Origin of the sequence: Aeromonas sp. 82P, assembly GCF_051919365.1 — a bacterium.
Lineage (GTDB): Bacteria > Pseudomonadota > Gammaproteobacteria > Enterobacterales > Aeromonadaceae > Aeromonas > Aeromonas veronii.
In genome coordinates, this window is the sequence record NZ_JBQBEV010000007.1 from 1 (window position 1) to 9,387 (window position 9,387).

At 59.9% G+C, this 9,387-nt stretch carries 21 protein-coding genes and 1 other RNA gene; all 22 read left to right on the forward strand.

The genetic code is table 11. The features are described 5' to 3' along the window. The first annotated feature begins 32 nt into the window (after positions 1-32). The gene (locus ACTG2S_RS21305) at positions 33-641 is read left to right on the forward strand and encodes a DUF3164 family protein (protein ID WP_439961192.1); all 609 of its coding nucleotides are present in this window, start codon (positions 33-35) and stop codon (positions 639-641) included. Beyond that, positions 642-926, forward strand: a complete 285-nt coding sequence (locus ACTG2S_RS21310; RefSeq protein ID WP_017410073.1) for a hypothetical protein — start codon at positions 642-644, stop codon at positions 924-926. Next, positions 919-1,149: an ANR family transcriptional regulator gene (locus ACTG2S_RS21315; RefSeq protein ID WP_411597958.1), complete on the forward strand. Its 231-nt coding sequence runs from the start codon at positions 919-921 to the stop codon at positions 1,147-1,149. Before ACTG2S_RS21310 ends, ACTG2S_RS21315 begins: the two co-directional genes overlap by 8 nt. Next, positions 1,149-1,844 carry a DUF2786 domain-containing protein gene (locus ACTG2S_RS21320; RefSeq protein ID WP_439961193.1) on the forward strand — a complete coding sequence of 232 codons (696 nt, stop codon included), beginning with the start codon at positions 1,149-1,151 and terminating at the stop codon, positions 1,842-1,844. The genes ACTG2S_RS21315 and ACTG2S_RS21320 overlap by 1 nt, the downstream gene beginning before the upstream one ends. A 108-nt stretch (positions 1,845-1,952) precedes the next feature. Continuing rightward, positions 1,953-2,165, forward strand: a complete 213-nt coding sequence (locus ACTG2S_RS21325; RefSeq protein ID WP_439961194.1) for a hypothetical protein — start codon at positions 1,953-1,955, stop codon at positions 2,163-2,165. Continuing rightward, positions 2,164-2,228: hammerhead ribozyme type II (locus ACTG2S_RS21330), an RNA gene on the forward strand. The genes ACTG2S_RS21325 and ACTG2S_RS21330 overlap by 2 nt, the downstream gene beginning before the upstream one ends. 39 nt (positions 2,229-2,267) lie before the next feature. Beyond that, positions 2,268-2,519: a hypothetical protein gene (locus ACTG2S_RS21335; protein WP_017410079.1), complete on the forward strand. Its 252-nt coding sequence runs from the start codon at positions 2,268-2,270 to the stop codon at positions 2,517-2,519. After that, positions 2,495-2,743, forward strand: coding sequence for a hypothetical protein (locus ACTG2S_RS21340; RefSeq protein WP_439961195.1), 249 nt, complete (start codon positions 2,495-2,497; stop codon positions 2,741-2,743). Before ACTG2S_RS21335 ends, ACTG2S_RS21340 begins: the two co-directional genes overlap by 25 nt. Beyond that, positions 2,740-2,997 (forward strand): hypothetical protein, encoded by a 258-nt coding sequence (locus tag ACTG2S_RS21345; protein ID WP_439961974.1) that lies wholly within the window; start codon positions 2,740-2,742, stop codon positions 2,995-2,997. The genes ACTG2S_RS21340 and ACTG2S_RS21345 overlap by 4 nt, the downstream gene beginning before the upstream one ends. Then, on the forward strand, positions 2,987-3,514 hold the full coding sequence (locus ACTG2S_RS21350) for a hypothetical protein (RefSeq protein WP_368206543.1): 528 nt from the start codon (positions 2,987-2,989) through the stop codon (positions 3,512-3,514). The genes ACTG2S_RS21345 and ACTG2S_RS21350 overlap by 11 nt, the downstream gene beginning before the upstream one ends. Next, complete coding sequence (locus ACTG2S_RS21355; protein WP_439961197.1) at positions 3,504-4,130, forward strand: gp16 family protein; 627 nt, start codon at positions 3,504-3,506, stop codon at positions 4,128-4,130. Before ACTG2S_RS21350 ends, ACTG2S_RS21355 begins: the two co-directional genes overlap by 11 nt. Before the next feature lie 94 nt (positions 4,131-4,224). After that, positions 4,225-4,644, forward strand: coding sequence for a Mor transcription activator family protein (locus tag ACTG2S_RS21360; protein WP_005301765.1), 420 nt, complete (start codon positions 4,225-4,227; stop codon positions 4,642-4,644). Next, the gene (locus ACTG2S_RS21365) at positions 4,644-5,048 is read left to right on the forward strand and encodes a hypothetical protein (protein ID WP_439961198.1); all 405 of its coding nucleotides are present in this window, start codon (positions 4,644-4,646) and stop codon (positions 5,046-5,048) included. The genes ACTG2S_RS21360 and ACTG2S_RS21365 overlap by 1 nt, the downstream gene beginning before the upstream one ends. Before the next feature lie 125 nt (positions 5,049-5,173). Continuing rightward, entirely contained in the window at positions 5,174-5,650 is a 477-nt protein-coding gene (locus ACTG2S_RS21370; protein WP_439961199.1) for a glycoside hydrolase family protein, read from the forward strand. Position 5,651: 1 nt separating this feature from the next. Beyond that, the gene (locus ACTG2S_RS21375) at positions 5,652-5,960 is read left to right on the forward strand and encodes a hypothetical protein (RefSeq protein WP_439961200.1); all 309 of its coding nucleotides are present in this window, start codon (positions 5,652-5,654) and stop codon (positions 5,958-5,960) included. Continuing rightward, positions 5,945-6,793, forward strand: a complete 849-nt coding sequence (locus tag ACTG2S_RS21380) for a TraR/DksA C4-type zinc finger protein (protein WP_439983299.1) — start codon at positions 5,945-5,947, stop codon at positions 6,791-6,793. The genes ACTG2S_RS21375 and ACTG2S_RS21380 overlap by 16 nt, the downstream gene beginning before the upstream one ends. Beyond that, positions 6,783-7,106, forward strand: coding sequence for a DUF2730 family protein (locus ACTG2S_RS21385; protein WP_005301745.1), 324 nt, complete (start codon positions 6,783-6,785; stop codon positions 7,104-7,106). The genes ACTG2S_RS21380 and ACTG2S_RS21385 overlap by 11 nt, the downstream gene beginning before the upstream one ends. 11 nt (positions 7,107-7,117) lie before the next feature. Then, complete coding sequence (locus ACTG2S_RS21390) at positions 7,118-7,414, forward strand: VpaChn25_0724 family phage protein (RefSeq protein ID WP_439983301.1); 297 nt, start codon at positions 7,118-7,120, stop codon at positions 7,412-7,414. A gap of 17 nt (positions 7,415-7,431) precedes the next feature. Then, positions 7,432-7,671, forward strand: coding sequence for a hypothetical protein (locus ACTG2S_RS21395; protein ID WP_439961203.1), 240 nt, complete (start codon positions 7,432-7,434; stop codon positions 7,669-7,671). Beyond that, the gene (locus ACTG2S_RS21400) at positions 7,668-7,799 is read left to right on the forward strand and encodes a hypothetical protein (protein WP_439961204.1); all 132 of its coding nucleotides are present in this window, start codon (positions 7,668-7,670) and stop codon (positions 7,797-7,799) included. Before ACTG2S_RS21395 ends, ACTG2S_RS21400 begins: the two co-directional genes overlap by 4 nt. Positions 7,800-7,801: 2 nt before the next feature. After that, positions 7,802-8,395, forward strand: a complete 594-nt coding sequence (locus tag ACTG2S_RS21405; protein ID WP_042007607.1) for a DUF3486 family protein — start codon at positions 7,802-7,804, stop codon at positions 8,393-8,395. Further along, a partial coding sequence (locus ACTG2S_RS21410; RefSeq protein WP_439983303.1) for a terminase large subunit domain-containing protein occupies positions 8,395-9,387 on the forward strand: 993 nt, incomplete at its 3' end. The genes ACTG2S_RS21405 and ACTG2S_RS21410, both read left to right, overlap by 1 nt.

Genomic DNA, 9,387 nt, shown 5'->3' on the forward strand with positions numbered 1-9,387 from the left:
AACACCACCGAATCACAAAAGGAATCACAGCAATGACCAACCAAACCGAAACCTTGCACCGCAATGCCCAGGGTCACCTGGTGCCGGAAAGCCTGATCAAGACCATCGACCTGCTGCGCGATAGCGTGGTGCGCAAGCAAGTGGTCGACGCGCTGGCGCTGCAGCTGCAGATGGCCTCTGTCAAGGTGCAGATGCAGCGGGAGCTGGAAGACTATCTGGATCTCAGTGCCCAGGAATACGGAGTCACCTACGGCGGCGCCAAGGGCAACATCACCCTGACCAGCTATGACGGTTCCATGAAGGTCGAGCGGGCCATCGGTGAGCACCGGATTTTTGATGAACGGATCCAGGCTGCCAAGGCGCAAATCGACGCCTGCATCGAACGCTGGTCGGAGGGGGCAAGTGCCAATCTGGTGGCCATGGTTGACCACGCCTTTCGGGTCAACAAGCAGGGCCGAATCGACGTCAACCAGGTGCTGAGCCTGCGCAATCTGGCCATCGAAGATGACGAGTGGAAGGCCGCGATGGATGCCATCGCCGACGCCATCACCACCGTCAGCAAGAAGGAATATATCCGCCTTTACCAGCGTGATCCGTCTGGCAAGTACGTGGCGATCAACCTCGACTGGGCAAAGTTGTAAGTGGAGTTTGAAACCCGCTATGGCCCGCTGTACGTCACCCGCCACGCCATCGAGCGCTGGGTGCAACGTACCGGCCGCAGCGAACTGGAGATGCTGGGCGCCCTGTCACGGGCGTGGCGCCCAAGCAAACGCCAGCTGCGGCGGATCCGGCAGCGCGAGGCGGGATGGAGCCCGCGCCGGATCCTCGAATGTGACGATGCCTATTTCATCTTGAAGAACGGCTCCATCGTCACCGTGTACGACAAGCAACAAACCCGATTTGAACAGGAGTTACACCATGGCTAATGCAGTGTTGAAGGGCGACGAGATCGCCCGCAATCCGAACGGTTATCTGGCGCTGGCCACCCGCGCCGCCGAGTTCGAGCGAGAGGGTCGCTATATCACCGCCCTGGAACTGTGGGTGATGGCCAAGAAGGCTGCCAAGAACATCACCAACCAGCACTGGGCCCAGTCCCGCATCGATCTGTGCATGACCTGCATCCACCGTTTCGGCAAGCGGGAGGCGTGATGAGCGACAAACGAATTCTGGCCAAGATCAAGAAGCTGATGGCCATGGTAGAGCGCGGCAACCCGCACGAATCCGCTAACGCGATGAAGAAGGTGCAGGCGCTGATGGCCGAGCATCAGCTCTCCAGCGAAGACGTCGCCCTGAGCGGCATTGACGCCAGCAAGGTGAAGGCCGCCAACAACAGCGAGCGCCAGCCGAAATGGAGCCTGTTGCTGGTCAGTCTGGTGCGCCAAGCGTTCGGGGTCGAGGCGATCATGTGCCATGAACAGCTGGCATGGGGGCGCAACACCGCTGAGGTGATGTTCATCGGCCCGGCGGAGCGGGTGGAGATCGCCGGCTACGTCTACACCGTGCTGGCTCGCCAGCTCAAGGCAGCCCGGGCCGAGTACATCAGCAGCCTGAGCAAGCGCATGAAGACCAGCACTAAAACGGCCCGCGCCGATCTGTTCTGCGAGGGCTGGTGCAACGGGGTGTATCACAAGATCACTGCCCTGGTGCCGAGCGAACAAGAGAGCCAGCTGGTTGCCCAGTACATCGAAAAGCATCACCCCAACCTGAGTACCGGTGAATCCCGCGCCGCCAAGGCGACCAAGCGTGATCAGTCCGCGTCACTGCATGGCTGGATTGCCGCGAAACAGGTAGAGCTGAATGCCGGTGTCGGTGGCCAGGAACAAGCCAAGTTGGGGGCCGCATGAACGGTGAAGCCGCCTTCTGGGTGCTGGTCAATGTGATGGCCCTGTTCTATGGGGCCTTTGTCGCCGGTCTGTTCACTGGCCTGTTCCTGGTCAACTGAGGTACCTGATATGTCGAACGTGAAATACCTGCTCAATACCAGCGTGGACGATGGCAAAAGCACCCTGGAGTGCCAACTGCGTAGCAACCCGCAGCAGGCGCTGGCTGATGCACAACTGGCCATCGACTTCATCAACCAGTATGGCCAAGCCGCGAAGCACCGCTCCCGGCTGGCCATGCTGACCACCATCGTCAACAAGGCGCGCAAAGCGCTGAGCAAGTAAGCGAAACGGGGGCTAGCCCCCGTCTGCCCAGCGTGGTGGCTGGGCACTGATGAGCAGCCGACCGGGCCCGGTCATAACCCACTCACGATACGCGAGGACGCTATGACCAGAAATGTGCTGAACAACCTGTTAAACCGGCTCTATGGCGAGATGGCCATCGCGCTGGAATGGAAAGAGAAGCTGGTGCTGCAGCGCCGGTTTACTGCCCTATCACGGGGCGCAAGGAAGTACCACGCCAACGACATTGCCGGTGATGCCCTGCGCGGCGCCGAGCAGTTGCTGGCAGAACTGGAGGCCGATCGCCTGCAGTGGGATGGCAAGGGGGCCGTATGCACGGTGAATACACGCCACTGATGAAGCCCGGCTTGCTGGCTAAATGGCTGGCATCTGGCAAGGCCAAGCTGGACCCCGAGATGGGGCTGGAAAAGCTCTGCAGCGGTTGCAACGAATACTGGCCGCAAGATACCGCCTTCTGGTCAGTGTGGAACAGCACCAGATCCTGCGACGGCCTGCAGCACTACTGCAAAGCCTGTGAGAGTGAGATCGCTATCAAGCGCTGGAAAGAGAGGGTCGCATGAAACTGACCGCCTACCAGCGCCGCCAGGTGGATTACGTCAAAGCGAACCACCCTTGCTACCCCAAGCGCAAGAGAAAGGGGATGAACAAGCGGGATCTGGCAGAGCTGGAGCGTCAAGCCGATGTAACCGCCATGGCCTGGCTTGATTGCATCGTGCCCCGCTGGCGCGAGGGGAAGCCGCCAAAGGCCAACAAAATTTACGTCGCCGCGCTCTCAGTGAGCGATGCGGATGAGGAGCAAGAAAATGACGAATAAACACAGCTTGGAAGCAATGGCACAGAAGATTAAGCAGGTTCCTGACTACCGCCACAAGAGCGCGGCCATGCTGGCCGAGGCATTGGGCGAGTGCTCAGAACGGCAGATGCTGAGGTGGATCAGAACCTTGATAGATAAAGGGCTGATCGAGCCGCGTTCGCTGATCACGTATGACGGGCTGATGACGGTGCGCCGCATTCAGCGTTATCTGGATCAGAATCAAGGCACCGTTTATATCGGGATGCTGGCGAAAGAGGTCTATGGCGCCGGCAACAACTACTCATGGTTGCGCTGGCTGATTGAGAAGGCCGTGGCAGAGGGCTTCGAGCTGGACGTCTCGCGCATCAGTAGTGAGACCATCCCCAAACAACTGCGGGTAAAACGCAGAGAGGTAGAGGGGAAACCCCGTTTTGTGGACATGGCTGATGTCGATGCTGATCACCGCCATGCCTGGATTGCACTGATGCAGTCCTGGTATCACCTCAAGCCCCGTCAGGAGGTATCCCATGCAGCCTGATGCCAAGCGTCTGTTGAAGCTGGTGCAAGTCGGCCGCCGCGAGCTGGGGCTGGATGAAGAGGAATATCGCGCCCTGCTGGAGCAGGTCACTGGCGTCCGCTCTGCCAAGGGCATGAGCGCCAGCAAGCTGGACGCCGTCATCACCGCCATGAAGGGGCTGGGGTTCAAGGTCAAGGGGGGCGCCCAGGTTGCCGGGCGTCGCTCTCCGCCCAGTTCGGCCAAGGTGCAGGCGCCGGAGGTGCGTAAACTGCGGGCCATCTGGATCACCATGAAGCAGGACGGCCTGCTGCACGACGGTTCTGAGGATGCCCTGGGCATCTTTATCCGCCGCATGACTGCCAGCGCCAACGGCGGCGTGGGCATCAGCCGGGCGGAATGGCTCACCTCCTTTCAGGCCGAGCGGGTGCTGGAGGCGTTGAAGAAGTGGCATGGACGGCTGATGATGTCAGCGATAGCAGAACGCGGTGACATCGTACCGCTTGGCATGAGAACTGATATCTCTCCTGGTTACGACCTGATCCGTAAAGCCTATGAAAACCCAGGCTGGCGCCCAGCGCAGATAATGGTGATCGATGGCAGCAAGCCAGTGAGCGAGATACATGACAAGGCCCCGTAAGGGGCCTTTGAATTGGTGGGCCAGATCTGGTGCGTTATGATCCCAATACCCAGCCGTCGCTGGGTATTGCTTTATCTGCCACCAGGAGGATGTGATGGACAGAGACGAACAGACCATCGATATGTTCGGTGAACAGCTGGACGCGGCCCTGCTGAGCGACACCATCAACATCATCGAAGATGAGAAAACGGCCCGCTGGCCAGAGACCATGCGCGAACTGTACACCCTGTTTTTCAGCACGGTGAAAAAGCATGGCGACTCACCGGATCTGGCCATCATCCTGCTGGCGGAACTGTGCCGGGTCTATGGCGGGCTGCAATTCTACCTGCCACGGGGTAAGCTGCTGCAAAACACCATCCGCGATTTGCGGGTATGGTCCGAATTCAAAGGCGACAACACCTTTGAACTGGCGCAAAAATACAAGGTGACTCAGCGCGAGATCTGGCGCATCACCGCTCGCATGCGCAAGTTCGAGATGAAGCGCCGTCAACCTGACTTGTTTGGAGAAAACTGATGAAATCCCTTGTTCTTTACGCCTTGCTGCTCAGCAGCTCACTGGCTGCTGCCCCCCTCACGATAGCCGAACGTGACCAGGGCAACCGCGCCATCATCGAGCAGGCCTATGCCGAACTGGTGAAGGCCTGCCCCACGGTGCGCGATGGCTGGGGGGTGGATAAGGTAGAGGCCCGTTATGAACAGGGTGAGATGGAACCGGGCGACCATTTCACCGGCTGGCGTTTTGAGCAATACGGCTGGACCGAAGACGTTGCTTTCAATGTGCATGATGCCAACACAGAGAACCATCATTTCTACGTAGCCACTGGAAACAACAAAGGCGTTATTGTCAATGCCAAGCAAGCATCGTTGGACTTTTGCGGAATAAAAGGCAATATGTCGGGGCATTACTTGGTGAAATAATAAACCGCAGTCAATAAAAAGGGGCCTCTTAGCAGGCCCCTTTTATTTGGATGAAAATACGCATTCTCCTATCCCACCATCAAAAAAGCACACTGGATTAAATTCATTGCCTGTCCAGGTGTGTCATGTCCTCTATTTATTCACTTCTCAAATTTGAAGAAGGCTGGCGAGATAAGCCATATCTCTGCACGGAAGGTTATCCCACCGTAGGCTTTGGTTTTCGCATCGGGCCGAAGGGCGCCAACATCAAGCATTATCAGTTCACCTTGCCGGTACGAGCTGGTGAAGCCTGGCTCGACTCGTTGCTCGACGAACTTGAGCTGGAGATGCGCCGATTGCCACAACCACAGCTGGCGTTGGCACTGACCGCTTGCACCCCTTATCCAGCTCGGCAGGCCATCTTGAAATCAATGGCCTACCAGATGGGCGTGCAGGGCTTGGCCGCCTTCAAGAACACCCTTCAGGCGGTGATTGAGCAGCGTTGGAACGATGCTGCCGCCGGCATGCTCAATAGCCGTTGGGCCAAACAAACCCCCAATCGGGCCAAACGCCACGCCGAGCAGATGCGCACCGGCCTCTGGGCACCGGAATACGGAGCCTGATATGGGACGCAACTGGCAGTGGAGTTTTGACCATGGCCGCAGCAAGCGGCTGGAGCTGGAGCGGGCCATGGCAAAACAGGGCGTGGCCGAGTGCGACATTGATCGCACCGTCCCGCTGCATAGCCGCGATGGCACCATGCAAAGCCAGTTCGCCAAGGGCTGGTGCTCTGTAACCCCCGCCGAGATCTACGCCGCCCGCAATCGCCACCGTTTCAAAATACTCACGACCTGCAACGACAAGGTGGCGGTGCACTGCGCCAATTTGCGGGCCCTCTTCAAAAAGGATGAATCCTCATGCCATTCCCGTTAATCCCCGCCCTGGCCGCGTTGGCGGTGCAGCAGGGGCCAGCCTTGATCCGAGGGGTCGCCGGCCTGTTTGGCGGCAGCGATACCGCCAACAAGGTAGCCGACATGGTCGAGCAGGTCTCCGGCATCGGCCTGACCGCCGCCCAGCAGCAAGCCAGCATCGAAGAACAGCTCGGCCGCATCACCGATCCGGCTGCGCTGGTCGAGCTGCAAAAGCTCAAGGTCGAGCTGGAGAAAGAGCAGACCCGCCGCCAGGAGCTGCAGCTGGCCGATAGCCAGGCTGAGCAGGCCACCACCCAACAGACCATCCGTGAAGGGGATGGCAACAAGGATGAGTACGTGCGCCACACCCGCCCGCTGATGGCTCGCCAGAGCTGGCAGGTATCGGCTATTTACGTGGTGCTGTTCAGCGTGCTCAAGGCATTTGGTTATGGCGATGGCCCTGACTTTGACATGGTGCTGTTGCTGCTGACCCCGGCCTGGGCCTATCTCGGCCTGCGCACCCTCGACGGGTTCGCCCCATCCCAAGGCCAGCGGCCAGAAGGTTGGCGCCGCCATCACCAGCACCGTCTCCAACCTGCTGACGAGGGCCAAATGACCGACCTGTTTGACCGTGCCCAACAACAAGAACAAGAGAGTCGCGACAGAGCCATCGCCAACCAGCTGGCCAGACGCGGTACCGAAACCCCAGACCAGGACGCCGCCGGAAACCGCTTCTGCCTTAGCTGTGGGGAGCAGATTGCCAGTGAGCGGCTGGAGGCAGCGCCAGACGCCGTGCGCTGCGTCCCCTGCCAGAGCTGGAGCGAAAACATGGGGAGGCATCGCCATGGAGTTTGACTGGATCCCGAAGTGGTGGGGCGTCATCACCACCGGGGTGGCGATTCTGGCCACCATCGTCATGTTGTGGCTGAGCAAGACCTTTGCCCGCCGCGAAGAACTGAAAGAAGTGAGCACTGCCATGGACGAGCTGACCACCCGCGTTACCAGCCTCGAAAGTCGCGTCGACAATCTGCCGACCCAGGAGCAGTTCTATGAGCTGGGCATTCAGCTCGAAGGGTTGCGGGGGGACATCAAGGCCCTCACCGCTCAGCTCAAGCCCACCAATCACCAGATCAACCTGCTGCTCGAACAGCGTTTAAACGAGAAATAAACGGGGGTTATATGACGTCGATGAGAGAATTTGTGGTGTCGGATCAGCGCCTGCTGATCCTGCGCAGCTTGCGGGAAATGGCCGGCTACTGGGCCAACGAATCGATCCTGGATTCGTGCCTGGAAGAGTATGGCCACAGCTGCAGCCGCGATGTGGTGCGCAACCACATCCGCTGGCTGGAGGAGCAGGGCCTGCTGACGGTGGATGAGGTTGGCAAGACCCTGGTCGCCAAGCTGACCGGCCGGGGCGACGACGTGGCCACTGGCCAGGCCGTGGTGGATGGCGTCAAGAAACCGCGTCCGGTGTGACCATGAGGGATCTGCTGATGAAGATGAAAAGCGCCCTGGTGGGGCTGGTGCTGGGTGGCCTGAGCACCATGATCAGAGACTGGCCAGATGGGGTAACCCTGGCTGCAACGCCAATCTATAAGGCGATCCGCCAAGTGAAACGCGCCAGCCGCTACCGCCCCGCCTTCAATGGTGGGCTGCCGTCCGTCAAGCGGGCCCAACGTCTGGCCAAGGCCAAACGGGCCACCCGCCGCGCTCGCAAGCTGGGTCACGCATGAAAGCCCGCCTGCTGGATATCGCCGCCATGATGTTGTTCGGCTACCTGCTGGCCCTGCCCATCGTTGGCGATCCAATCCATGCGCTCTGGGGCTGCACGGCCCCGCTCGTTGACAAGCTGCTGGGGTAACCATGACCGCCCATAACCAGAACAGAAAGACCAAGAACACCAAGAGCAAGATCCAGCAGCTGCCAGCCGATATTCGCAGTCAGCTGGCGGCCATGCTGCGCTCTGGCGACATGTCACAGAAAGCCATTCTTGCTGAGGTCAATCAGTTGATCCTGGAAGCCGGCCTGCCGCCGGAAGAGCAGATCAGCCGAACCGGATTGAACCGTTATTCGAAGCAGGTCGAGGCCGCAGGCAGTCGCATCGCCAAGGCGAGGGAAATGGCCGAAGTGCTGACGTCAAAACTGGGGGATGCCCCGACCAGTCAGATCGGCAACCTGATGGCCGAGAACATGAAGACCATGGCATGGGAAACCTCCATGGCGTTGATGGAGGCCACGGAAGACGGCGAGATGATCGACATCAAGCAGTTCAACCAGTTGGCCCTTGCTTATCAGCGGATCTCCCAGTCATCCATCTTGAACCAGAAGCTGGAGAAGGAAATCCGCGCCGCATTCGCCGCCGAGGCCGCCACCGCTGCCGAGAAGATTGTGACTCAGGCGGGGGTATCTGCAGAGACGGCCGCCGACATCCGCAACAAGATCCTGGGGATAGCGTGATGAACCACCTGACATCGGCTGAAAATGCCCTGCGCAACCAATCCGCGGCCGCCATCATTGGCGGCCAGTTCGATCCCAACGAGGTACTGCTGCCCTATCAGAAGCGCTGGATTGCCGACACCTCGCCGCTCAAGATCGCCGAGAAGAGCCGGCGAACCGGCCTCACCTGGGCAGAGGCGGCAGATGCTGCGTTGAACGGCTCGATGGCCGCCAGCGCCGGCGGCTGCGATACCTTCTATGTCGGCACCACCAAAGACATGGCCCGCGAGTTTATCGACGCCTGCGCCATGTGGGCCCGCGCCTACAACTGCGCCGCCAGCGAAGTGGGCGAAGAGGCGCTGGGGAACGAAGACAAAGATATCCTGGTCTATGTCATCAACTTCGCCAGCGGCTTCAAGATCAAGGCGCTCAGCTCGAACCCCAGCAACTTGCGGGGGATGCAGGGCAACGTGGTGATCGACGAAGGCGCCTTCCACAAAGACCTGGCCGCCATCCTCAAGGCGGCGCTGGCGCTGACCATGTGGGGCAGCAAGGTGCGCATCATCTCGACCCACAACGGCATCGAGAACCTGTTCAACACCCTGATCATGGATAGCCGCGCCGGCAAGAAGCGGTTCAGCGTGCATCGCATCGACATCGAAACGGCCATCAATGAGGGGCTCTATCAGCGCATCTGCCAGGTCACCAAGAAGGAGTGGACCCAAGAGCTGCAGGACGAGTGGCTGCGCAATCTGCTGCGCGACACCGCCACCGAAGAAGACGCCCGGGAAGAATACTACTGCGAGCCCAAGAGCGGCGGCGGCGTCTACCTGCCCCGAGGCCTGCGCGAGCGGGCCTGCCGGGTTGATGGGCCGGTGCTGCGCTTCACCGGCTCGGATGCCTTCAACAGCGCCGGTGAATCTGAGCGCAACGCCGAGATGAAAGAGTGGCTGGAGGCCGAAGTCTTCCCCGAGCTGATGAGGCTGGACCGCAGTCATCGCCACGCCCTGGGC

Excerpts from the sequence above, each read along its gene's own strand:
- ACTG2S_RS21365 (WP_439961198.1), top strand. The coding sequence starts at position 4,644 with ATGAAATCCCTTGTTCTTTACGCCTTGCTGCTCAGCAGCTCACTGGCT.
- ACTG2S_RS21320 (WP_439961193.1), top strand. The coding sequence starts at position 1,149 with ATGAGCGACAAACGAATTCTGGCCAAGATCAAGAAGCTGATGGCCATG.
- ACTG2S_RS21395 (WP_439961203.1), top strand. The coding sequence starts at position 7,432 with ATGAAGATGAAAAGCGCCCTGGTGGGGCTGGTGCTGGGTGGCCTGAGC.
- ACTG2S_RS21370 (WP_439961199.1), top strand. The coding sequence starts at position 5,174 with ATGTCCTCTATTTATTCACTTCTCAAATTTGAAGAAGGCTGGCGAGAT.
- ACTG2S_RS21325 (WP_439961194.1), top strand. The coding sequence starts at position 1,953 with ATGTCGAACGTGAAATACCTGCTCAATACCAGCGTGGACGATGGCAAA.
- ACTG2S_RS21335 (WP_017410079.1), top strand. The coding sequence starts at position 2,268 with ATGACCAGAAATGTGCTGAACAACCTGTTAAACCGGCTCTATGGCGAG.
- ACTG2S_RS21380 (WP_439983299.1), top strand. The coding sequence starts at position 5,945 with ATGCCATTCCCGTTAATCCCCGCCCTGGCCGCGTTGGCGGTGCAGCAG.
- ACTG2S_RS21350 (WP_368206543.1), top strand. The coding sequence starts at position 2,987 with ATGACGAATAAACACAGCTTGGAAGCAATGGCACAGAAGATTAAGCAG.
- ACTG2S_RS21315 (WP_411597958.1), top strand. The coding sequence starts at position 919 with ATGGCTAATGCAGTGTTGAAGGGCGACGAGATCGCCCGCAATCCGAAC.
- ACTG2S_RS21390 (WP_439983301.1), top strand. The coding sequence starts at position 7,118 with ATGACGTCGATGAGAGAATTTGTGGTGTCGGATCAGCGCCTGCTGATC.
- ACTG2S_RS21305 (WP_439961192.1), top strand. The coding sequence starts at position 33 with ATGACCAACCAAACCGAAACCTTGCACCGCAATGCCCAGGGTCACCTG.
- ACTG2S_RS21375 (WP_439961200.1), top strand. The coding sequence starts at position 5,652 with ATGGGACGCAACTGGCAGTGGAGTTTTGACCATGGCCGCAGCAAGCGG.
- ACTG2S_RS21385 (WP_005301745.1), top strand. The coding sequence starts at position 6,783 with ATGGAGTTTGACTGGATCCCGAAGTGGTGGGGCGTCATCACCACCGGG.
- ACTG2S_RS21405 (WP_042007607.1), top strand. The coding sequence starts at position 7,802 with ATGACCGCCCATAACCAGAACAGAAAGACCAAGAACACCAAGAGCAAG.
- ACTG2S_RS21340 (WP_439961195.1), top strand. The coding sequence starts at position 2,495 with ATGCACGGTGAATACACGCCACTGATGAAGCCCGGCTTGCTGGCTAAA.
- ACTG2S_RS21400 (WP_439961204.1), top strand. The coding sequence starts at position 7,668 with ATGAAAGCCCGCCTGCTGGATATCGCCGCCATGATGTTGTTCGGCTAC.
- ACTG2S_RS21345 (WP_439961974.1), top strand. The coding sequence starts at position 2,740 with ATGAAACTGACCGCCTACCAGCGCCGCCAGGTGGATTACGTCAAAGCG.
- ACTG2S_RS21355 (WP_439961197.1), top strand. The coding sequence starts at position 3,504 with ATGCAGCCTGATGCCAAGCGTCTGTTGAAGCTGGTGCAAGTCGGCCGC.
- ACTG2S_RS21360 (WP_005301765.1), top strand. The coding sequence starts at position 4,225 with ATGGACAGAGACGAACAGACCATCGATATGTTCGGTGAACAGCTGGAC.